Raw genomic sequence first — 22221 nt, forward strand, 5'->3', positions numbered from 1 at the left:
GGGCATGGCCCTGGCGGTGGCGCGCAACTACGATCCGTTCCAGACCACCACCCACTTCACCATTTTCTCGCTGCTGAAGAAGTTCGATAAGGGTTTCGGAGTCTCGAAGAAGGCGCAGAAGGGCGGCTACGGCAACGTGACCGGGCAGCGCACCCTTGCCGACATCGAGCGCCGTCGCCAGGACCGCTGGAACATCCTGTTCATCGCCGGCATGTGGTTCCAGGACCTGTGGAACTACGACTTCCGCCGCACCGAGCAGTGCATCATCCCCTACGCCACGCAGGAGGGCGAGATCAGCTTCTGCGCCTACAACACCGGCATCGGCTGGCGCAACATCATCGAGAAGATGCACATGACCGCCAGCCTCACCAAGTGGTACGACGAGCATGGGCGGCACGAGATCTTCGCCGGGGGCAAGCGCGTCAACATCCAGACCCCGGAGGAGAGGTTCCTGCGGCTCAACCGCGAGCTGATCACGGAGAAGGAGCAGGACGACCTGGACAAGCTGGGCATCGCCAAGACCGCGCGCGACGAGAAGATCCGCGCCCGCGACGCCCGCCAGCAGGCCGATCCCGCGTACCACGCCCGCATGGCCAAGCTCTACCGCCAGGTGGTGCTCAAGGAAGAGCCCGATCAGGCCGCTGCCTTCGTGCCGGTGAACAACCTCATCGCTCCGGCCACGGCGGCTCCCGCGCCGCCCAAGCCGGTGGAGGAGCCGGTCGCCGGCGACTAGCGCGCAACCCGTCTTAGACTGAGCGGCCGCCGATCCCCCGGCGGCCGTTTTGTCTTGCGGATCTGTCGTTCCGGCCGCTACTCGGTCGTGGCCGAGCTGAGTTCGGCCTCTCCCAGGAAAACCCGCAGCGCCGGCTTCTTGGGGAACTTGAGGACCAGCACCGGGCGGTCGGCCGAGGCGGGAAGCAGGCGAAACTCCGCGACGTCGAAGCTGGTGAGCACGTTCTTGGTGAAGTCAATGGACATGTCGGCGTCGGACCATTGGTAGCGGAACTTCCGGTCGCTCGTGCCTTGCAGGAAGGCCCGCACGGCCTTCATCTGGTTCTCGGCGTCCGTGCCGCTCCACTTCAGCAGGAATTCATTCACCACGATGTAAACGGTCGTTCCGGGGTTGAGAGCGTCTTGCGGGGAGAGTCCGGCGACCTTGGCCAGCATCTCCGCCTGGTCCTCGGTGCCATAGAACTTCTTGGAGATGCTCTGCAGGGTCTCGCCGGACTGCACCTGGTAGGGCGCAAAGAAATACCGGGTCAGATGCACCACGCGGATGCCTTCGCTCTCCAGCTTCACCTCCACAAACTCTTCTTGCTTCGGTTTCTGTCCTTGATCGGACTGGGCCCAGAGCACAGCCCCGCTCAGGCCCAGGACCAGCAAGCACGCCGCACCAAGGAATCTCCTGTACATGGCTTTGCTCCTCGGGTCCGCACCCCGGTCACTTGCCACCGCCGGGCGGACGCCATTGCCTTCCGAGAGGTCATCTCCAGTGTGCGACTTTCACCCGCCTTGTCGGTGACGTATCTCACGCGGGCGCGTGACAAGGGCTGCGGAGCTCCCCCCGCGCCCGGGGGTAGCCCCCCGAAGGGAGGGCGTATAATGGCCTTGTTTCTTCTCGGCTCTCATTCTCCCCGGGAGGGCCTGCGATGCACTCGCCGCGCGCCTGCTCCGCCCTTCTCTTGCTTCTCCTCCTGTTTTCTCCCCCGGGGCTGCCCGCCCAGCAAGAGCGCTGGAACCAGCTCAACCAGCAGGTGCAGCAACTCTTCCGGCAGGGCCAGTACGAGCAGGCCGTGCCCGTGGCGGAGGAGGCCCTGCGGGTGGCGGAGGCCGGCTTTGCCCCGGATTCGGAGGTGGTCATCACCGGACTCATCAATCTGGGGGTGCTTTACACCAAGACGCAGCGCTATTCCGCTGCCGAGCCTCTGTTTTTGCGGGTCCTGCGCCTCGACGAACAGCGGTACGGCCCCGAGGACCTGCGCACGGCCGAGCCTCTGCTGAACCTGGGGATTGTTTACACCCGCGAGGAGAAGTATGCCGAGGCGGAGGCCGCGCTGCAGCGCGCGCTGCGCATCCGGGAAGCGCACAACGCCATGGATCACACCGGGACCGCCGACGCTCTCACCCGTCTGGCGGCGGCCTACTTTCACCTGGGCCGGTATGCCGACGCGGAGCGCCTGCTGCAGCAGGCCTTGCGCATCTGGGAGAAGGCGCGCGGGCCCGAGCATCCTGACCTGGCCCGGCCTCTGGAGAATCTGGCCGCAACCTACAAGGCGGAAGGCAAACTGGCGGAAGCCCAAGAGCTGGAGCAGCGCGCCCACCGGCTGCGGGGAGAGACCGAGTCGGCGGAGTCTTCCCAGCTGGAGCGGTTGCAGCAGCTGAGCCTCGCGGCGGAGCAGCTCCGCGCGCAGGGCAGGTACGCGGAAGGCGTTCCCGTGGCCCAGGAGGCGGTGCGCCTGGGGGAGGCGATCTTGAGCCCCGGCGACGTTGCGCTCGCCAAATTGCTCAACAACCTGGCGCTGCTGTACGGAGAACAAGGCAAGTACTCCGAGGCCGAACCCCTCTTCCAGCGCTCGCTGCAGATCCGCGAGAAGGCCCTGGGTCCCGAGGACCCCGAAGTGGCTGCCGCTCTGATCAACCTGGGGGAGCTGTACAGGCGTCAGGCCAGGTACGCCGAGGCCGAGCACCTCTTGCAGCGGGCCCTCCAGGTCCAGGAGAAGGTGCTCAAGCCAGGAGACCCGCAACTGGCTGAGGTGCTGAGCGGTCTGGCGACGGTGTACGAGGAGTGGGGCAAGTACGGCGAGGCCGAGCCCCTCTTCCAGCGCGCCCTGCGCATCCGGGAGGACGCCTTCGGAGCGGACCACGCCGATGTTGCCGAGTCACTCCAGGACCTTGGGATGCTGTACTACGAGGAAGGCAGGTACGCTGACGCTGAGCCCGCTTATCAACGTGCGCTGCGCATCCGGGAGAAGGTCCTGGGGACGGATCATCATGCCGTGGCGGCTTCACTGGACGGCTTGGCGGTGCTGTACCAGGCAGAGGGCAGGTATGCCGAGGCGGAGCCGCTCTACCGGCGTGCCCTGCGCATCTGGGAGAACTCGCCGGGACCGGAGCGTCCCGACGTGGCCAAGGCGCTGAACAACCTGGGAGAGCTGTGCCGTGAGCAGGGCAGGTACGCCGAGGCCGAGCCGCTCCTCCTGCGCGCCTTGCACATCTGGGAAAGGACGGAAGGGGCGGAGCATCGGGATGTGGCCACCGCGCTGGACAACCTGGCGGCTGTGTACTACGAGCAAGGCAAGTACGGCCAAGCCGGGCCTCTTATCGAGCGCGCTCTTGGCATTCGGGAGAAGGTTTTCGGCCGGGAGCATGCCGCCGTAGCCAACGCGCTGAACAACCTGGCTACCGTGCGCGTGGCGGAAGGCAAGTATGCCGAGGCGGAGCCCCTCATGCAGCGTGCTCTCGCCATCCGCGAGAAGGTCTTCGGTGCGGAGCACCGCGATGTGGGCAATTCCCTGAACAACCTGGCTGCGCTCTACACACTGCAGGGCAAGTACGCCCAGGCCGAGCTCCTCTTCCGGCGCAGCCTGCGCATCGACGAAAACGTCCTCGGACCGGAGCACGAACAGGTAGCCTCGTCCCTTGCCAACCTGGCGCTGCTCTACGGGGCACAAGACAAGTACGGCGAAGCCCAGCCCCTTTTTGTCCGGTCCTTTGACATTCTCTTTCGGAATCTTCAGTACTACTTCACCTACATGAGCGAGAAGGAGCGGCTGGGGTTCCTTGCCACGGTTGAGTACCGATTCCCACAGTACTTCAGCTTCGTGCATCGGTTCCGGGAGAGACAACCGGAGCTGGCGGGCAGCATGTACGACCTGTTGCTCTGGGAGAAGGGCTTCATCGCGGGCAGCGTCGCCTCCATGCGGCGGCAGGTCGAGGCCTCGGGCGATCCCGAAGCCCTCAAGCTGCTCGACCAGTTGGCCGCCAAGCGCACGCAGATCGCCGCCCTGCTCAACGCGCAACCCAAGAACCGCGAGGCCTGGCGCAATCAGGTCGACCAACTGGAGAGCGAGGCCAACGAGCTGGAGCGCGCCTTGGTGGCTCGCTCCGCAGCCTTCGCCCAGCAGAAGAAGCTGGAGCGCGTGACCTGGCTGCAGGTGCGCGATGCCTTGAAGCCGGGCGAGGCCGCGGTCGAGTTCGCCCGCTTCCGCTTTTATGACGGCAAGAAGTGGACCGACACCACCTACTACGTGGCGCTGGTGGTCACGCCCGAGACCAAGGACCAGCCGGCATACATCGTGCTGGGCGAAGGCAAGGACCTGGAGGGCGCGCCCCTGATCCAGTTCCAGCAGGGGGTGCAGGCGCGCGGCATGGAAGCCGCCGGCGAGGCCGTCATCGCTCCCGGCGTCCGGGCCTACGAGCTGTTCTGGAAGCCGCTGGAGCCGCTGTTGGCCGGCAGCAAGCGTGTCTATCTCTCGCCCGACGGCGTACTCAACCAGATGCCGCTGGGGCTGATCCCCGCTCCCGACGGCAAGCTGCTGCTGGAGAAGTACGACCTGCGCCTGCTCTCCAGCACCAAGGACCTGCTGCGCGCGGCTGCCGCGCCCGCCGCCCGCACCGCCGTGCTCATCGGCAACCCCGCCTTCGATCTGGGCGAGACCCCGCAGCGCGCCGCGCTGCAAAAACTGGGGACGCCGGGAGCGACCGCTCCGGTGGAGATGGCGATGGCGGGTTCCCCCGGGCTTTCCCGCGACCAGGGTACGGGCGTCACGCTGCCACCGCTGCCCGGCACCGGCGCCGAGATTCAGGCCGTCACCGGTCTTCTGCAGCAGCGCCAGTGGCAGGTGGCGAGCTACACCGCCGACCGCGCGCTGGAGGAAGCGGTCAAGCGGGCGCGCAGTCCGCGTGTCCTCCACCTCGCCACCCACGGCTTCTTCCTTCCTGACCAACAGCTCAAGACCGAGCGCCTGGGCTTGGGCAACGCGCCGCCCTCCGGGCTGGAAGACCCCATGCTGCGCTCCGGGCTCTATTTCGCCGGCGCCGACCGCGCCCTGGCACAGCAGCCGCCGCCGGAGGGCCTCGACGATGGCGTGCTCACCGCCTACGAGGCCACCAGCCTGAATCTCCAGGGGACGGAGCTGGTGGTCCTCAGCGCCTGCAACACCGGACAGGGGGACGTGAAGAACGGCGAGGGCGTCTTCGGGTTGCGCCGGGCGCTCGAGGAGGCGGGCGCGCAGGCGGTCCTGATGTCGCTGTGGCCGGTGCCGGACCAGGAGACCCAGGAACTGATGTCGCTCTTCTACGGCAAGTGGCTGGGTGGCATGGAGAAGCACGAGGCCCTGCGCCAGGCGCAACTGGAGATGCGGGAGAAGGTGAAACAGCGCTATGGGCGCGACCTGCCCTACTACTGGGGCGCCTTCGTGCTGGTGGGACGGTAGGACTTACTGGTTGTCGTCCACGCCCCGCTGCTCGAGATAGACCAACTGGAAGCGGGCATGTCCGCCGCTGGTCTGGATGCCCACCACGTGCTGCTTTTCCCGCGTGCCGGACTTGAAGACCATCTCGCCCGGCCTGGGCTCGTCGGCATCGCAAGTCAGTTGCTTCGACGCCTTGCCTTCGGCGGTACGCGGGGCCTTCGGATCACTGCAGTCAAGCACTTTGCCGTATTTGGCCAGAGCCTTGCGATAGAAGGCCGCTACCTTGTCAGCCGAGTCGCCCGCCTCCAGTTTCAGCACCATCAGCTTGAAGCCGGAGTCGCCCCCCCACAGGCCCAGTTGAACGGCGGAGCTGTCGTCCCCGGAGTCCTTGTAGCGGTGCGCGCCCGGGTAGAGTGGCAGCCCCAGGTCCTGCGCGCTGACCTGGTCGCTGGCGATGATGCCGGCGCTGTGCGAGCCCTTGTCCTGCTGGGCAGCCAGAGGGAAGGAGGCCGCCAAGAGCAATCCCAGTAGCAAGCCTCGAGCCGCCTGCCGCGGTGATCGTGAGTTCACTTTGACCTCCTGCTTCCTCCCACTGATACGGTGTGCCGGGAAAAAAGTTCCACCTGGCGCAGCCCAAGGTCCCGGATGTCTTTGTTCGCTCTGCTATGCTCCCCCCATGCGCGCGAAGGACATCCTCCGGCTCCTGGGAGGCGGCGACCGGCGCAGCCTCGGGCGCTGCGAGGAGGTCGCGGCCATGGTGGCGCGCCAGCCGCGCCTCCTCTCCGCGCTGATGGCGGGCCTGTGGTCCGAGGACCTGGTCGTCCGCATGCGGGCCGCCGACGCGATCGAGAAGGTGACGCGCGCCGCTCCCGGGTTGCTCCGGCGCTACAAGAGAGAGCTGCTGGGCCTGCTGGCGGAGGCGGAGCAAGCGGAGGTGCGCTGGCACCTGGCCGCGATGGTGCCGCGCCTGCCCCTGAGCCCGGCGGAGTGCCGGCACGCGGCCTCGCTTCTGCAGCTCTATCTGGACGACCGCAGCTCGATCGTGAAGACCTTCGCGCTGCAAGGGCTCTCCGATCTCGCCCAACAGGAGCCTTCTCTCCGCGGCAGCGTGCTCGAGCTGCTGCGCCAGTCCGTCCGCAACGGCACTCCCGCGATGAAGGCGCGCAGCCGCAAGCTGCTGGCGCGGCTGGAAGAGGAATGACACCTGCTTCCGGCGTTGTCACGCGATAGCGTGATGCAAATCACTTCCCATCCGTGCGCTCTGGGGTCAAGCTTGAATCTTCTGGACCCCGGCATCTCCGGGGGCGGGTGGCCGTCTATCCGTGCGGCGGCGCGCGCCGCAGGGCAAATCCACAAGGATCCAAAGGAGCAGACCATTGAGCACCGACACCCTGCTGCCGGTCCGGAAAGCGCAACCCCAAGCCCAGCCGGCCGCGCCGCCCATGGCCACGGCGGCGCGCCCCGACTTCAAGCCGCTCCAGCCCGCCACCACCTTCACCGGCGCGCCCATCCCGCCGCTGCAGACCGGCCTGCCCAAGCTCACGCGGTCGCTGTGCCCGGAGTGCAAGGGCGCCGTCACCCTGGAGGCACGCCTCTTCGAGGAAGACGGCAAGGTGTGGATGGAGAAGACCTGCCCCGAGCACGGCTACTTCCGCGACCTCTACTACTCCGACGTGAAACTGTATCTCAAGTGCGAACAGTGGCAGTTCGGCGACGGGCGCGGGCTCATGAACCCCGCGGTCATGGAAGCGAAGAGTTGCCCCGCCGACTGCGGCCTCTGCTCCCTGCACACCTCGCACACCGGCCTGGCCAACCTCGACCTCACCAACCGCTGCAACCTCACCTGCCCCATCTGCTTCGCTAACGCCAACACCTCGGGGACGCTCTACGAGCCCAGCTTCGAGCAGGTGCGCGCCATGTTGCAGGCCCTGCGCGAGGAGAAGCCGGTGGCGGGGCGCATCGTGCAGTTCTCCGGCGGCGAGCCCACGCTGTATCCCCAGTTCTTCGCGGCCTGCTCGCTGGCCCGCGACCTGGGCTTCAGCCACGTGCAGGCGGCGACCAACGGCATCCTGCTGGCCGACCCCGGATTCGCCCGCCAGGCCAAGCAGGCCGGCCTCACCACCCTCTATCTGCAGTTCGACGGCCTCACCGACGACATCTACCTGCGCACCCGGGGCCAGCGCCTGGCCGCCACCAAGATGCGGGTCATCGAGAACGCGCGCGCTGTGGGCATGAAGATCGTGCTGGTGCCCACCATCGTGCGCGGCCTGAACGACCAGCAGATCGGCGACATCGTGCGCCTGGCGGTGAAGAACGCCGACGTCATCACCGGCCTGACCTTCCAGCCCGTGACCTTCACCGGGCGGCTGAACCGCAACGAGCTGGCGGCCAAGCGCTTCACCCAGGCCGACGTCGCCCACGCCATCGCCGAGCAGAGCGGCTACACCGACGCCTACCACGACTGGTTCCCGCTCTCCTGCGTGCAGCCCTTCTCCATGCTGATCTCGGCGCTGCGCGGCGAACTCACCGTGCACCTCTCCTGCCATCCTCACTGCTCTCTGGGCACTTACCTGTTCGTGGATGAAGCCACGCGCGAGGCCGTGCCCATCACCCGCTTCGTGGACGTGGGCGCCATGCTGCAGGACATCTACGAGTTGGCACAGCAGATCCCTAACGCCCGGGTCAAGCTGTGGAGCAAGCTCAAGATCTGGTCCAAGCTGCAGAAGCACTTCCGGCCGCAGTTCGCGCCCCGCGGCCTCACCTTCCAGAAGTTCGTGCAGACGCTGCAGGGCTTCACCGACAAGAAGCTGGGGCGCGACGGCATGGACGGCAAGTTCACCTACCGCGCCATCCTGGTCAGCGCCATGCACTTCATGGACTCCTACAACTACGACGTGGAGCGGGTGCGCCGCTGCGTGATCCACTACGCTGCCCCCGACGGCCACATCTATCCCTTCTGCGCCTACAACTCCGGCCCCCTTTTCCGCGAACAGATCGAGCAGCAGTACTCCGTACCGCTGGGGCGGGCGGGGCAGACGCCACCCGGCGCTTGCGGGGCAGACGGCTGCGGGGGCTGCGGCGCGGGCAAGGACTGACGCCCGGTTCCCGCTGACAGGGCCGCCCCAGGCGGGCGGACGTTTGCAATCACGGCGGGGACGGGTACAATGCCGCCCATGTCGCGCTCCCGCATCGCCTCCGCCTGCGGCCTGGGTCTGGCCGCCGCCCTTCTGCTCGCCGGCTGCACCATGTGGAAGGAAAAACCCGTCACCGAGTGGAGCAGCGCCACCGGCGCCGAGCAGTTCGAGCGCTTGCTGTGGAAGGACATCCAGGCCAAGAACTGGGACTCGGTAGAGCAGCACCTGGCCGCGACCTTCGTCTCCGTCACCGCCAGCGGCACGCGCGACCGCGCCGCCGCCCTGGAGCACTGGAAGCAGCTTTCCCTGGAGGAGTACGCCATGGGCGAGGTTCAGGTGGCGCCCAGCGGCGACCTCGCCATCGTGACCTACACCGTCACCCTCAAGGGCACCTCCAACGGCCAGCCCCTGCCTTCCGGGCCCTACCGCATCATGACCATCTGGCAGAAGCAAAAGAAGGGCTGGGCGGCGATCGCGCACTCGGCCACCATGCAGGCCGCCGCACCCGCCTCCAGCGGATCCAGATGACCCTCGAGCGACTGGGAATCATGATTCCAAAAATGTAACATTCTGTTACATTTGACTAGGTCCCTGCTCCTCCGCATGTCCGGCCAGCTAGGGGTAATCATATTTGTACTCAATAAGATAGAAAGCACATTCCGAGGTGGAAGCCGGTGTGCTCTGAGTGCTAACATTCGCGGCGGCTCTTCTCGGGGCGGTGGTTGCAAATTGGGGTGCCCCCTCAACGTGGGCGTCAAGAAGCAAGAGGAGAAGTCCAAGAGGCGTGCGATGAAGAAGGTCCAGAGGCAAGCCGGGTTCAGCTTGTTGGAGTTACTGATCGTCATCGCGATCGTCATCGTGCTGGCGGCGGTGGCGCTGTTCAACCTGCCGGTGGCGCTGCGCTCCATGCGGGTCAACACCGGCTACCAGACGCTGCTCACGCAGATGCGCATGGCCCGAGAGAGCGCGGTGGCCAAGCGGACCATCTTTTATCTCACCTTCAATAATCCGGCGCAGAACATCGTGCTGACGCAGCGCACCGGGGGCGTGGACCAGGTGATCAGCACCGTGCCCCTGCCCTACGACATCCAGTTCACGGTGGTGCCGGGCATGCCCAATACCACCGCCACCACCCCCGACAACTTCGGGACGGGCGCGACCTCTCTCGACCTGGACCAGGGCAACGCCGGCGGCAACGTCAACCAGATCTTCTTCTATCCCGACGGTTCGGCGCGCGACAACCTGGGACGCGTCGACAGCGGCGTGATCTACATCTGCCGCCCCGGCGACCTGATGAGCTGCCGCGCGGTCTCCATCTACGGGGCGACCGGCCGGATCCGGGGCTGGCAACTCACGCGCACGGCTGCCGGAGGTGTGCAATGGAACTGAGGCGCAGGCCGGGAAAGCGGGGAGGGCGGCAGGCCGGCTTCAGCCTGCTGGAAGTGATGATCGCCATCGTGGTGCTGGCGGTGGGCATCGTCAGCCTGCTGGGACTGTTCACGGTGGCGGTGGGCAACATGCAGGTGGCGCAGGAAGACCTGATTGCGCGGCAGAAGGCGGCGCAAGCCCTGGAAAGCGTCTTCGCCGCCCGCGACACGGCGCAGTTGACCTATGCCCAGATCCAGAACGTCGCCAACGGGGGAGTATTCCTGAACGGTCCGCAGCCCTTGCTGCAGCCCGGGCCCGACGGCATCATCGGCACGGCCGACGACGTGGGTCCGCCGGACCAGCTCATCCTGCCGGGGCCGGACGGGCTGCTGGGGACGGGGGACGACGTCATCGTGCCGCTCTCCGGTTTCACCCGCCAGATCGACATCACGCAGGTGTTCCTGCCTTCGGGGGCGGTGGACCCGTCCCTGCGGCAGATCACCGTGACCATTTCCTACGCGACCCCCCAGCGCGGCTTCCGCACCTACCAGGTCGCGTCATACATCTCCAGCTACCGATAGGAGAAGAGCCATGGCAAAGCGATCGCAGAAACGGCAGCGCGGCTACAGCCTGGTGGAGTTGATCGTGGCCATGGCGCTGGCCACGCTGGTGCTGGCGGCGGCCATGATGATGCTGACCAAGGCCATGGATGCCACCGCCATGGTGACGCAGCGCGCCGAGATGCAGCAGAACGCGCGCACCGCCATCAGCTTTCTCAGCCGCGACCTGAGCCTGGCGGCCACGGGTTTCCCCCAGGGAGGCATTCAACTGCCTACCGGCGCCGGCTCCACCGCGCCCAAGTTCGCCTGCAACGCAGCCGCGGGCTGTTATCTCGCCATTAACCAGTATCCCAACGCCCTCATGACCGGGATCGTGCCCAACCCCAACGGCGGCCCCATGCAGTTGGGGGTGCAGACCCGCGCCGTGACCGTGGTCTACCTGGACAACACGCTCCCCCTGAACACCTTCCCGCTGACCGCCATCAACGCGGCGGGCACGCAGATCACCTTCGCCGCCGGGTACAACCCCCCCATCAACGATCCGGTGGTGGGGCTGCAGGTGGGCGATGTGCTCTACGTGCAGAACGCGAACGGGACGGCGGTGGGGGAGATCACCGGCATCGCCGGCAACGTCATCACCTTCGGCAACCTGGATCCCCTGAACGTGAACCAGTCGGGGGCGGCGGCCGGAAACGTCAAGTCGCTGGCCAATCCCTCCCCGCCGGCGGCGGCGGGGACCTATCCCCAGACCAGCGCCTACCGGCTGAATGTGATCACCTACTTCATCCAGGTCACGGCCGCCGGCACGCCGCGGCTGATGCGGCAGGTGAACGCGCAGCAAGCGGTGCCCATCGCCGACAATATCGAGAACCTGCAGCTCACCTTCGACATCTTCGACGACAACACGGGCGTGGCCACGGCCAACCTCCCCGACGCCAACAACAAGCCCAACCAGATCCGCCAGGTCAACATCGCGGTGACGGCGCGCACCTCGGCGCGCATCAAGCAGCTGGGCGATTTCCAGCGGCTGACCCTGGGGACCTCGGTGGTGCCGCGGAACCTGAGCTTCCGCGACCGCTATCAGTGAGGCACGTTTCGCAAGGCAAATAAGGAGAGGACGACCATGAGGGGCAGACGGGAGAGCACGGAGAGCGGTTTTGCGTTGCTGGCGGCGCTGTTGATCCTGATCCTGGTGTCGGCGCTGGCCATCGCCCTGATCTACGCGACCACCTCGGAGCAGCGCATCGGGCAGAACGACCTGGAGAACAACCTGGCCTACTACGGCGCCGAGGCCGGGATGGAGAAGATGATGTCGGACCTGGGGCAGCTCTACCAGGCGCAGGCCGCTCCCTCGGCCGCCACCATCCAGGGGCTGGGCGCCTTCCAGCCCGCCCTGCCCAGCACCATCTACACCGAGTATGCCTTCAATTTCCCCAACGGCATCCAGGGGAACGGGGCGCCGGTCTCCACCAACCGCACCATCACCACCGGCCCGGATGCCGGACTGGCCGCCCAGATCGTGCCCATGACGCTGGCGGTGACCGCCGCCCGGCCCAGCGGAGCGCAGGTGCGCATGACGCGCAGCGTGGAAGTGGCGTTGATCCCGGTCTTCCAGTTCGGCATCTTCTCCGATGGCGACCTCAGCACCTACGCCGGCCCCCTCCTCGATTTCACCGGGCGCGTGCACACCAACGGCAACTTCTTCCTGGCGGCGGGATCGGGCACCACCTTCCACGCCAAGATCTCGGCGGTCGGGGACGTCATCCGCACCAACCTGGCCAACGGCTGGCCCACCGCCACCAACTACACCGGTTACATCAAGATCCCCACGGCGCCCAATGGTTGTGACGGCGCGCAGCCGGCGTGCCGGCAGTTGGCCAGCACCGAAGGCAGCCTGGTGGGGACCGTGGGCAGCGCGATCAACCCCAACTGGACGACCATCTCGCAGACCACCTACAACGGCATGATCATCAACGGGCGCACCGGCGCCAAGAACCTGCAACTGCCCTTCGTGCAGGGCGGGGTGCAGCCCATCGAGATCATCCGGCGGCCGCAGGCGGGCGAGCTGCCCACCTCGGCGGTGGGCCAGTCGCGCGAGTACAACCTGGCGCAGATCCGGGTGCTGCTGGATGACAACCCTGCCAACCTGCCCGGCGGCGCCGGCGACCCCCAGAACGTCTTCCTCGACAACGTCGGTCCCTATGCGGCCGGGGTCAACGTGGGCGGGACCAACTACTTCTTTGCGGACGGCATCCTGAAGGCGTCAGCGCCCTCGGCCAAGGCCCAGGACCCGGACTGGACCCAGCCGGTGCAGGTGCCGGCCCTGGCTCCCAATGCGCCCTGGCCGCTGATCGGCGGCTGGCTGCGGGTGGAATACCGCAACGCGGCCGGCAACTATATCCCGGTCACCCAGGAGTGGCTGAGCCTGGGCTTCGCCCGCGGCCTCAACTATCCCAACTCGGAGCAGGGCCGCGCCAACACCGTGCACCCCAACGCCATCCTCATCTTCCAGATGCAGGCGGACCGCAACCTGAACGGGAACACCACCGACGCCAATGAATTCGGCGCCACCGTCAGCGGGGCCAACACCCAGTACGCGTGGTATCCCATCAACTTCTACGACACGCGCGAGGGCGAGGTGCGCGACGTGGCGGCGGGCACCGCCAGCAGCTGCGCCCTGGCCGGGGTCATGAATGCGGTGGAGCTGGACGTGAACAACCTGCGGCGCTGGCTCAGCGGGGCCATCGGCGCCAGCGGCGCGCTGGTCGAGTCCGCCTCCCAGAACGGCTACATCCTCTACTACTCCGACCGGCGCGGCATGCTGCCCAACAGCCAGGGCAACCTGGTGGGCTCGTGGAACTTCGAGGACAACATCGACTCCGCCGTGCCCGATCCGAGCATCCTCGGCCCCAACAACCAAATGGAGCTGTCGGAGAACGTGGACGGCCTGCCCACGCTGGATAAGGCCGGCGCCACCAACCTGGCCAACGCCTTCGCCAACCCGCCGGCGGCTCCCACCACGGTCCAGAACCCGCCTTTGATCGTGAATGGCAACCCTTGGCAACGCATCACCAATTGCACCACCCTGGCGCGCAAGAACCGCGTCACCGGGGCGCGCCATGTGCTCATCGTGGAGGACGGCAGCCTGGGCAACGTACCCATGGCGCCGGGCGGCATCGGCGGCTTCACCGTGGTCGGCGAGCAGCCGGTGTACGTGCTGGGCGACTACAACGCCAACCTGGCTGGCTTCGGCAACCCGCACGCTTCCTCCGCGGTGATTGCCGACGCGGTCACCTTGCTGAGCAACGCCTGGACCACTTACCAGAGCTTGCAGTACCCCACCACCATTTCCTGCGCCGGGAAGCGCTGCGCCTCGACCACCTGGTACCGGGTGGCCATCGCCAGCGGCAAGTCCATCAACTTCACCTTCTATCCCCCCAACCCCTATGCCTCCAGCCAGGACTGGGGCACGGACGGCGGCGTGCACAATTTCCTCAGGTACCTGGAGACTTGGAACGGGTCGATCAACTACTACTCGGGGTCCATGGTGAGCTTCTACTACTCGCAGTACGGGAACGGGTTCTTCAAGTGCTGTACCACGGTGTACAGCCCGCCCACCCCCCGCCAGTACTCTTTCGACACCGACTTCCTGGATCCGTCGAAGATGCCGCCCGGGACGCCGAAGTTCCTGGACGTGGTGAACATCGGGTTCACCCAGGACTTCACGCCGCGCTAGCTCGCCGGCAGCAGGTCAGGGCCGCTCTTCGGAGCGGCCCTTCTTTTTTGCAGCGAGGCGATTGCGCCGGCGGTCCGGGCTTCCTACAATGCCCGGCGACACCATGGCTCGACGGTCGCTGGGAAATCGCCGGTCGCAGGCCGGGATGCGCGCCGCGCTGCTGGCGTGGTACGGCCGGCATCGCCGCCTCCTGCCCTGGCGGGCCACCCGCGACCCCTACCGCATCTGGCTCTCCGAGATCATGCTGCAGCAGACGCGGGTGAACGCGGTGCTCGGACACTATCGCCGCTTCCTCGAGCGCTTTCCGGATGTAGGCACGCTGGCCCGCGCCCGAGCGTCCTCGGTGCTGACCGCCTGGAGCGGTCTGGGCTACTACCGCCGCGCCCGCGCCTTGCATGCCGCCGCCCGCGTGCTGGTGCGGGAGCGGGGCGGGGAGTTTCCGCGCACTGCGGAGGGATGGCGGACGCTGCCCGGGGTCGGCCGCTACACCGCCGCCGCCATCGCCAGCATCGCCTTCGGCGAGCCGGAGGCGGTGTTGGACGGCAACGTGCAACGCGTCCTCAGCCGCCTCCGCGGCGGCCATCTTTCCCCCAAGGAGGCCTGGGGGCTGGCCGCACAGCTTCTCGACCGCGAGCGTTCCGGAGACTTCAACCAGGCCATGATGGAACTGGGCGCCACCGTCTGCCTGCCGGGAGAGCCAGAGTGCGGGCGTTGCCCGCTGGCGCGCTGGTGCCGGAGCCGCGGGGCGCTGGCGCGTGCGCCTCAGCCGGCGCGCCACCAGGCCCGCCTTGCCTACCGGCTGGCCCTGCGCGACGGCGCCGTGCGGTTGCGGCGCCGGCCCGCTCGCGCCTCGCTCATGCCGGGGATGTGGGAGCTGCCGGCAGCGCGCCCCACCCGCGCCGCGGCCCACGGCGCCGGCGTCCTCCTGCGCCTGCGCCACTCCATCACCACCACCGACTACCAGGTGGAGGTACGGGGCGGGGCGGGCGGCGCCGGCCATGGGACGCGCTGGGTGCCGCGCTCCCGCCTGGCCCATCTTCCCCTCACCGGGCTGGCCCGCAAGATCCTGCAACGCGTCGGCCTGCTGGCGAATCCAATGAGGTCCGATCGGAGGAATTGAAATGCCTGCTCTGGAGACTGGAGCCGCTGCCCCGGGATTCACCCTTCCCGGCATGGAGGGCAAGAAGTTCTCGCTCGCGGAGGCGCTGCAGCGCGGCCCGGTGCTGGCCGCGTTCTTCAAGGTCAGTTGTCCCGTCTGCCAGTTCACCCTGCCGTTCCTGGAGAGGATCCACAGGGCCTGTGCGGGGACGAAGGCCACCGTGCTGGGCATCTCCCAGGACGACAATAAGGACACCGCCGCCTTCCTGCGCGAGTACGGCATCAGCTTCCCGGTGCTGCTCGACGACACCCGCAGCTATCCCGTCTCCAATGCCTATGGGCTGACCAACGTGCCCACCGTTTTCCTGATCACGTCCGAGGGCGGGGTCGAGATCTCGAGTGTGGGCTGGAGCCGGCAGGACGTCGAGAGCATCGCGGCGCGACTGGCGCAGGCGGCGGGCAAGCCCCCGGCCGCGCTCTTCCGCCCGCGCGAGGACGTCCCCGACTTCAAGGCGGGTTGAAGCTCCAAGAACTGACCCGCGGTCTGCGGGTCGGCCACTGGCCGCATCCTCTGGCGGCGAGTAGAATATTGGGTCTGCACCAGCGCTCTTCCTTGGAGAGTCCGTCATGCGCAGAATCCCGTATCTTGCCCTGCTCCTGCTGTTCGCCGTATGCCTGCCCGCCCCCGCTCAGAAAGGGGCGCCGCGCTCCGCCCCGAAGGCCGGAGAGGTTGCCGCGCGCTTGCCGCGGGCCGCGCTGGCGGCCATGGAGAGCATCTCGGCGGAGCGCATGCGCGCTCACGTCAAGTTTCTGGCCGACGATCTGCTGGAAGGGCGGGGCACTGGGGCCCGCGGCGGCGACCTCGCCGCCCTCTACATCGCCACCCAGTTCGAGCTCGACGGCCTGCAGCCCGCCGGCGACCACGGCACCTGGTTCCAGAAGGTGCCGCTCATCGGCATCACCACCCAGCCCGAGAGCACCTTCACGCTCGTCCCCGATCAAGGCCCGCCCATGCCCCTGAAGCTGGGCGACGACTACGTGACTACCGACGAGAAGCAGGAGCCGGTGGGCGACATCGATGCCCCCATCGTCTTCGTCGGCTACGGCATCAGCGCCCCCGAGTACAAGTGGAACGACTTCAAGGACGCCGACCTCAAGGGCAAGGTGCTGCTCATGCTGGTGAGCGAGCCGCCCTCCGATGATCCCGCTTTCTTCAAGGGCAAGGCCCTGACCTACTACGGCCGCTGGACCTACAAGTACGAGGAGGCGGCGCGCCGCGGCGCCCTGGGCGTGATCCTCATCCACAAGACCGAGATGGCCAGCTACGGCTGGGAGGTGGTGCGCAACTCCTGGAGCGGGGAAAAGTCCTACCTGCGGGGCGGCGACGAGCCCCACCTGCGCGCCGCCGGCTGGGTGCAGTTGGCGGTGGCGCGGCGACTGCTGGCCGCCTCCGGGCTGGACCTCGACCAGCTCCTGCAGCAGGCCAACTCGCGCGACTTCCAGCCCATCCCGCTGCCCGCCCGCCTCGAGGCGCACCTGGTCAGCAAGATCCGCACCTTCGAATCCAGCAACGTGGTGGGCAGGCTGCCGGGCTCCGACCCAGCGCGCAAGGACCAGGCGGTGATCTACACCGCGCACTACGATCACCTGGGCATCGGGCCCGCGGTCGACGGCGACCGCATCTACAACGGGGCCGACGACAACGCCACCGGCTGCGCCATCCTGCTGGAACTGGCCCGCGCCTACGCTTCCGCTGCGGAGCGGCCCCCGCGCTCCATCCTCTTCGCTTCCGTGACCGCGGAGGAGCAGGGGCTGCTGGGTTCCCAGTATCTGGGCCAGCATCCGCCGCTGGCCGCCGCCCACCTCACGCTCGACCTCAACTTCGACGACGTGCAGCCCCTGGGCGAGCCGGAGGAGGTCGAGGTGGTGGGCGCGGAGCGCACCACCTTCTATCCCGTGGTGGAACACACCGCCGGCACCTTCCGTCTGGAGATCGTGCCCGACTCCAACCCCAGCGCCGGCTACTACTACCGCTCCGACCATTTCAGCCTGGCGCGGGTGGGCGTGCCCGGCTTCTCCGTGGGCGAGGGCGACAAGTTCCAGGGACATCCGCGGGAGTGGGGCAAACAGCAGCACAGGCAGTTCACCGCCAAGCACTATCACCAGCCCAGCGACGAATATCGCCCGGAGATGGACTTCACCGCCGACGCCGCCCTCGCCCGATTCGGCTTTGCCCTGGGCTGGAAGGCGGCCAGCCTGCCCGGACTCATCCAATGGCAAGCGGGCGACGAGTTCGAGGCCGCCCGCAAGGCCAGCCAGGCAAGCGGGCGTCCCTGAGCGAACACCCCCGGAAGGGCTTGGGAAAGCCCCTTTTCGCGTGGTAAAGTCGCCTCCACAGACCCCCATCTGATCCTGTGCCCTCCGGGTGCGGGAGCGAGGAGAGGGCCGGCCCCCCGGGCGCCGGCCGGTCGAAGACTAAGTTCCTATGGCGCGTTTTTCATTCTTGCAACGCGGCGAGAACCTTCCGGAACTCGCCCGCGACTTGCAGATGGAGTCCTACACCCCGGCCATCGTCCTGGAAGGGCTGCTCACCGGGGTGGACAACGTGCGCCACGACGTCTTCTTGAGCCTGCGCTTCGCCGAGACCGCCCGCCTCAACATCTTCCGCCTGATCGCCAAGTACGGCGCGGTGGAGGAACTGGCGCGGGAGGATCCCCAGGCGCAGCGCCCGCCCTCGGTGATGCAGCGCGCGGAGGGCAGCGGCTCCATGAAGCCCTACAAGGGCCCCGACGCCGCCGACTTCCGACCCATGCTGACGGCGCTGCACACCGTGGCCCTCAATCGCGCCAAGGCGGAGGCTAACCTCTCCGTGGACCTGCTGGCCCGGCTCGCCTTCATCAAGTTCCTGAAGACGGAGATGCTGGCGCAGTTCAACCTGGTGGTGGAGCGCTGCCGGGCCAAGCTGAAGAGCTATGAGGGGCCGCGCACTCCCAATCCCGCCAAAGCGGTGGAGCTGCGCGAGCGCTTCGCTAAGTTCCAGGTCTCCAAGAAGGCGCTGTTGCGGCGCGTCGGGCAGGAACTGTTCCAGACCCTGCGCGACGTGGAGAAGGAGACCCTGGCACGCCTGCGCCGCTCGTTGTTCGGCGACGGCGCCGCCGAGGCCAGCTACGAGCTGTTCCTGAACCGCCTGCTGCTCACGGAGGACGGCCGCGACGACTTCCTTAACGCCGAGCACTACGTCATGCTGGGCAACTACGAGCGCGATCCCGACCGCTTCCAGACGCTGCTGGAGATCGCCGCCTCCTTCTTCAAGTCCCTGGAGCTCGACGGGGCCGACGAGGAGCGCCGTCTGGACGCTCTCTTCAGCGCCCCGAACAACGCCGAGGAGCTGCTGGGAGGCGGAACCCCCGACGAGAGCACCTCCAAGGGCAAGGCGCAGAAGGCGCTGCTGGCCGCCTGGGTGGACCTGCTGGAGCGCGAGAACGTGATGGAGCACATCATCGCCTCCTACGAGGCCGTGCCCCTCCTGCCCCAGTATTCCCCTCCCATCAATCCCCAGCAGCTCAAGAACGCCCTCATCTCCAGCACCGAGCGCAAGCGGGTGGAGACCCTGCTGCAGGAGCACGGCAAGATCTCCCCCGACAACCTGCACAAGGCGGTCAAGCGCCTGGATGCCTGCAAGGGAACGGAGCGCGGCAAGGTGGCGGGGCGCTTTCTGCGCGACTTCATCCGCTACCACCGCGACCTGCGCCGCCTGGAGGCCCTGGACGCCGCCATGGAGGGCGTCAACGTCATCACCACCGAGAAGCTGCGCCAGCTCTCCGCCATCAACAACACCCTCTACGAGTTCCTGCTGCCGGAAGAGCAGAAGCCGGTGGAGGACAGGGTGGTGCACCACGTGGTGATCAAGGCCGACATCCGCGAGTCCAGCATCCTGACCCGCACCCTCTCCGAGCGCGGCCTCAATCCCGCCTCCTATTTCAGCCTCAACTTCTACGAGCCGGTGAACAAGCTGCTCCCCAAGTACGGGGCCGACAAGGTCTTCATCGAGGGCGACGCTGTGATCCTGGCTCTGTTCGAGCGCGAAGGAGAATCCGGCTTCGGGGTGGGCCGCGCCTGCGTGCTGGCCAAGGAGATCACCGAGATCGTCCGCGCCTACAACCAGAAGTCGCAGCAGGCCGGGCTGCCCACCCTGGAATTGGGCATCGGTATCTCCTACCAGGATTCGCCGCCCATGTACCTCATGGACGGCTCCAGCCGCATCATGATCTCGGGGGCGCTCAACGAGAGCGACCGCCTCTCCTCGTGCAGCCGCGGCTCCCGCCGCTACCTCAACGGCGCCGAGACCCTGTTCAACGTCTACAACTTCCAGACGGTGGACGACGAAGATACCGGCGGCACCCCCGAGGAGTTCCTGCTGCGCTACAACATCGGCGGCATTCACATCAACGAGGCCGCCTTCCAGAAGCTCTCCCAGGAGATCTCCCTGCAGGCCCACGACCTCACTCTGCCCACCATCTGGGACCAGGAGGTGGTACGGCTGTACAGCGGGCTGGTGCCGGTGGCCCAGGGCAGCTTCCACCGGGTGGTGGTGCGGCAGGGGCGCATCCCCCACGTCGAGGCTCGCGACTTCAAACTCAAGCAGTGGACCGACCGCCTCTATTATGAGGTGTGCACCAACCCCGCCATCTACGAGTACGTGGAGCACGGCGTGGGCGCCCCTTCGCCCGCGCGCAGCACCACGGTCTAGTCGTCGTCCTTCGGTTGTCGGCCGGTCTATCAAAGACATCCCGAGCGCAGCGAGGGAGCCCTATGGCCACGGACGCTCTGCGGTGTATAAATCCAGTGTGACTTTCTTCCGAAAGGGCCGCTTGGTAGCGACGGTTCTATTCTGCGTGGGGGTCTGCGCAGCGGTCGTTGAATACAGGACCGTTGAATACCCTCAGAGCGTTCGTCGAATCCGTGGACGGGTGACCGGATACGGCGCGATCAATCCCGGCGTGCAGGTGTACGTCTTCGATAACGCACAGGTCTGGCTCGATCACTCTTTGTCGATGCAAGAGAAACGAAAGAGGCAGACCAACGACGCTGACGCAGTCACAGACGAGCAAGGACGTTTCGCGGTGAAGAGACTGCCGGAGGGGTTCTACGAAGTGGAGTTTCGGCGAGATGGGTGGGATGTAGTGTCCGCGCTTGTCCATGTGAAGCATGGCGGCACGAAGGACCAGTTATGTGTCGTACTGAGAATCGAAAGCGGTCCGGGCGAAGATTCCGTGGAGAAGTGCCCCTAAGAGGGCGGCGCCAACGACCGACGGCTGCCCTTCGCTGACGATCGGGTAGCGATAGGGCTCCCTCTCCCGCTCTGCGGGATCGGGATGTTTGTTCTTAGGCCAACGGCCTCAGTAGGAGATCTTCTTCCCGATCACGAAGGGGATCTGGACCACGGCCTCCAGGTCCACGGCCTGGCCGTTCTTGGTGGCGGGGCGAAAGCGCCAGCGCAGCAGCGCCAGGCGCGCATTCTGGTCCAGGCGGTCGTCCACGCCGCGCAGCACCTTGACGTCGGCCACCGAGCCGTCGGCGCGGATCACGGCGTAGAGCGTCACCGTGCCCTCCACCCCGTCTTTGATGAGCTGGTTGGGATAGGCGGGATCCACCTTGTCGAGGGCGACGGGAGCGGTCAACTCGCCGGCCTTGGGATCGTCGGCCAACTCGGCGAAGCGCATCACCCAGCTTCCCCCGGCGGAGGTCAGGTTGGGCGCGTTCAGGATCATCTGGTAGTACTTCTTGCCGCCGAAGACCTCGTCCTCGATCTTGTCGCTGCCGCTGCGGCTGGGGCTGGGGCTGGTGGAAGGAGCAGGGACGCTGGTGTTGCGGGGCACGTCGGCCAGGCGAGGCGGAGCCGCCGCGGCCAGCAATGCGTTGCGCGTCGCCGAGCTACCGGGATGGCCGGCGCCTGCGGGCGGCGCGGCGGAAGGGACCTTGGCCACCACCGCGGCCGGGCCGGGATTGTAGGCCCCCGGTCCCACGTACACGCCGCCGGGAATGGCGCCTCCGGAGCCGCTGCCCAGCCCACCCTGCGTGCCCGTGCCGGTGCCGCCGTTGCCGTTGCCGCCGCCGGCGCGGTCCAGGGTCCCGGGCGCGCCCGGAGTGCCGTTGGGACCGGCGGCGAATTCGCCGCTGCGGTTGCCGCCGGGGGCGTAGAGCTTGCCGTTGGGATCGATGGGATTGAGCCCGAGGGCGAGCAACTGTCCCGCCGCCTGCATGCCGCTGCCCGAGGCCTGGCCGGCAGGCGGCGCGGCCTGGGGCGTCCCAGCACCGTCGGCGGCGCCTGCGCGCTGCTCCTCCACCGGGAGCTTGGGAGCGGCCACCTGTACCTCCATGTGGCCGATGTTGAGCTCGGCGATCTTGCGCTCGGAGGAATCGGGCGGAGGCGGCTCCACCACCGCCGCCTGCGGCAGCTTGGGCAGGTTGAGCTGGGCGGTGTCGCGCTTGCCCGCCTCCGGGGGCGGGGCCACCACCGTCACCGGCATCATCGGCAGGGTGAGGCGAGCGTGGCCCGGCGAGGCCGCCACCGGCGCCGCCGCCGGCACCGGCGTCCAGATCACCAGGTTGGGCATGGGCACGTTGTGCGCCAGCTTGACCGGGGAGCTGGGATCGATGATGGTCTGCGAGAAGTTGTCGGGGTGGTCGGGAGCGGAGATGATGACCTGCTTGGCGTAGCCGGGGCGGCCTTTGGTCGCTACCTTGGCGGGCGCGCTGCCGCTGTTCACCGGCGGCAGATACTCGGAGACGTCGTAGTAGGAGAGCAGCGGACGCAGCGCCTGCCCCTGAGGCGCGCGCAGCCCCAGCAGCCACCACGAGGGCAGGGCATAGAGCACCAGGGCGAAGGCTAGGTGATAGAGGCCGGAGGC

General features: G+C 67.3%; 16 protein-coding genes. 13 read left to right on the forward strand and 3 right to left on the reverse strand.

What is annotated here, in order from left to right:
• Nucleotides 1-733: radical SAM protein (locus VEG08_10055; protein ID HXZ28326.1), on the forward strand; the 733-nt coding region annotated here is incomplete at its 5' end.
• 77 nt (nucleotides 734-810) lie between these two features.
• Here VEG08_10055 and VEG08_10060 read toward each other — a convergent pair.
• Nucleotides 811-1413: a LysM domain-containing protein gene (locus VEG08_10060; protein ID HXZ28327.1), complete on the reverse strand. Its 603-nt coding sequence runs from the start codon at nucleotides 1411-1413 to the stop codon at nucleotides 811-813.
• A 236-nt stretch (nucleotides 1414-1649) separates the two neighbouring features.
• On the opposite strand from VEG08_10060, the gene VEG08_10065 reads away from it, so the two are divergent.
• The gene (locus tag VEG08_10065) at nucleotides 1650-5435 is read left to right on the forward strand and encodes a tetratricopeptide repeat protein (GenBank protein ID HXZ28328.1); all 3786 of its coding nucleotides are present in this window, start codon (nucleotides 1650-1652) and stop codon (nucleotides 5433-5435) included.
• A 3-nt stretch (nucleotides 5436-5438) separates the two neighbouring features.
• Here the strand turns inward: VEG08_10065 and VEG08_10070 are convergent, their stop codons facing one another.
• A complete protein-coding gene (locus VEG08_10070) occupies nucleotides 5439-5930 on the reverse strand; it encodes a hypothetical protein (protein HXZ28329.1) in 492 nt (163 codons plus the stop codon).
• A gap of 160 nt (nucleotides 5931-6090) precedes the next feature.
• Between VEG08_10070 and VEG08_10075 the strand changes: the two genes are divergently transcribed.
• The 11 genes from VEG08_10075 to VEG08_10125 all read left to right on the forward strand — a co-directional run bounded on the left by VEG08_10075 (nucleotide 6091) and on the right by VEG08_10125 (nucleotide 20060).
• Nucleotides 6091-6615, forward strand: coding sequence for a hypothetical protein (locus VEG08_10075; GenBank protein ID HXZ28330.1), 525 nt, complete (start codon nucleotides 6091-6093; stop codon nucleotides 6613-6615).
• A 175-nt stretch (nucleotides 6616-6790) separates the two neighbouring features.
• Nucleotides 6791-8509 carry a radical SAM protein gene (locus VEG08_10080; protein ID HXZ28331.1) on the forward strand — a complete coding sequence of 573 codons (1719 nt, stop codon included), beginning with the start codon at nucleotides 6791-6793 and terminating at the stop codon, nucleotides 8507-8509.
• A gap of 78 nt (nucleotides 8510-8587) precedes the next feature.
• Nucleotides 8588-9076 carry a nuclear transport factor 2 family protein gene (locus tag VEG08_10085; protein ID HXZ28332.1) on the forward strand — a complete coding sequence of 163 codons (489 nt, stop codon included), beginning with the start codon at nucleotides 8588-8590 and terminating at the stop codon, nucleotides 9074-9076.
• A 261-nt stretch (nucleotides 9077-9337) separates the two neighbouring features.
• Entirely contained in the window at nucleotides 9338-9937 is a 600-nt protein-coding gene (locus VEG08_10090; protein ID HXZ28333.1) for a type II secretion system protein, read from the forward strand.
• On the forward strand, nucleotides 9928-10497 hold the full coding sequence (locus tag VEG08_10095) for a prepilin-type N-terminal cleavage/methylation domain-containing protein (GenBank protein HXZ28334.1): 570 nt from the start codon (nucleotides 9928-9930) through the stop codon (nucleotides 10495-10497). The genes VEG08_10090 and VEG08_10095 overlap by 10 nt, the downstream gene beginning before the upstream one ends.
• Before the next feature lie 10 nt (nucleotides 10498-10507).
• Nucleotides 10508-11563 carry a prepilin-type N-terminal cleavage/methylation domain-containing protein gene (locus tag VEG08_10100; GenBank protein ID HXZ28335.1) on the forward strand — a complete coding sequence of 352 codons (1056 nt, stop codon included), beginning with the start codon at nucleotides 10508-10510 and terminating at the stop codon, nucleotides 11561-11563.
• A 36-nt stretch (nucleotides 11564-11599) separates the two neighbouring features.
• Entirely contained in the window at nucleotides 11600-14212 is a 2613-nt protein-coding gene (locus VEG08_10105; protein ID HXZ28336.1) for a PilX N-terminal domain-containing pilus assembly protein, read from the forward strand.
• Between the two features lie 145 nt (nucleotides 14213-14357).
• Nucleotides 14358-15332, forward strand: a complete 975-nt coding sequence (locus tag VEG08_10110) for an A/G-specific adenine glycosylase (GenBank protein ID HXZ28337.1) — start codon at nucleotides 14358-14360, stop codon at nucleotides 15330-15332.
• Nucleotide 15333: 1 nt separating this feature from the next.
• Entirely contained in the window at nucleotides 15334-15831 is a 498-nt protein-coding gene (locus tag VEG08_10115) for a TlpA disulfide reductase family protein (GenBank protein ID HXZ28338.1), read from the forward strand.
• Between the two features lie 106 nt (nucleotides 15832-15937).
• On the forward strand, nucleotides 15938-17647 hold the full coding sequence (locus VEG08_10120) for a M28 family peptidase (protein ID HXZ28339.1): 1710 nt from the start codon (nucleotides 15938-15940) through the stop codon (nucleotides 17645-17647).
• Nucleotides 17648-17795: 148 nt separating this feature from the next.
• Nucleotides 17796-20060: a hypothetical protein gene (locus VEG08_10125; protein HXZ28340.1), complete on the forward strand. Its 2265-nt coding sequence runs from the start codon at nucleotides 17796-17798 to the stop codon at nucleotides 20058-20060.
• A 649-nt stretch (nucleotides 20061-20709) separates the two neighbouring features.
• Here VEG08_10125 and VEG08_10130 read toward each other — a convergent pair.
• Nucleotides 20710-22221 (reverse strand): energy transducer TonB (locus VEG08_10130; GenBank protein HXZ28341.1); only part of this gene is annotated, 1512 nt, incomplete at its 5' end.

The sequence above is a fragment of the Terriglobales bacterium genome, assembly GCA_035624475.1.
Classification (GTDB): domain Bacteria; phylum Acidobacteriota; class Terriglobia; order Terriglobales; family Acidobacteriaceae; genus DASPRL01.

Coding starts and splice junctions, on each gene's coding strand:
- VEG08_10090 (HXZ28333.1), top strand. CDS start 9,338: ATGAAGAAGGTCCAGAGGCAAGCCGGGTTCAGCTTGTTGGAGTTACTG.
- VEG08_10095 (HXZ28334.1), top strand. CDS start 9,928: ATGGAACTGAGGCGCAGGCCGGGAAAGCGGGGAGGGCGGCAGGCCGGC.
- VEG08_10120 (HXZ28339.1), top strand. CDS start 15,938: ATGCGCAGAATCCCGTATCTTGCCCTGCTCCTGCTGTTCGCCGTATGC.
- VEG08_10075 (HXZ28330.1), top strand. CDS start 6,091: ATGCGCGCGAAGGACATCCTCCGGCTCCTGGGAGGCGGCGACCGGCGC.
- VEG08_10105 (HXZ28336.1), top strand. CDS start 11,600: ATGAGGGGCAGACGGGAGAGCACGGAGAGCGGTTTTGCGTTGCTGGCG.
- VEG08_10065 (HXZ28328.1), top strand. CDS start 1,650: ATGCACTCGCCGCGCGCCTGCTCCGCCCTTCTCTTGCTTCTCCTCCTG.
- VEG08_10110 (HXZ28337.1), top strand. CDS start 14,358: ATGCGCGCCGCGCTGCTGGCGTGGTACGGCCGGCATCGCCGCCTCCTG.
- VEG08_10060 (HXZ28327.1), bottom strand. CDS start 1,413: ATGTACAGGAGATTCCTTGGTGCGGCGTGCTTGCTGGTCCTGGGCCTG.
- VEG08_10100 (HXZ28335.1), top strand. CDS start 10,508: ATGGCAAAGCGATCGCAGAAACGGCAGCGCGGCTACAGCCTGGTGGAG.
- VEG08_10125 (HXZ28340.1), top strand. CDS start 17,796: ATGGCGCGTTTTTCATTCTTGCAACGCGGCGAGAACCTTCCGGAACTC.
- VEG08_10085 (HXZ28332.1), top strand. CDS start 8,588: ATGTCGCGCTCCCGCATCGCCTCCGCCTGCGGCCTGGGTCTGGCCGCC.
- VEG08_10115 (HXZ28338.1), top strand. CDS start 15,334: ATGCCTGCTCTGGAGACTGGAGCCGCTGCCCCGGGATTCACCCTTCCC.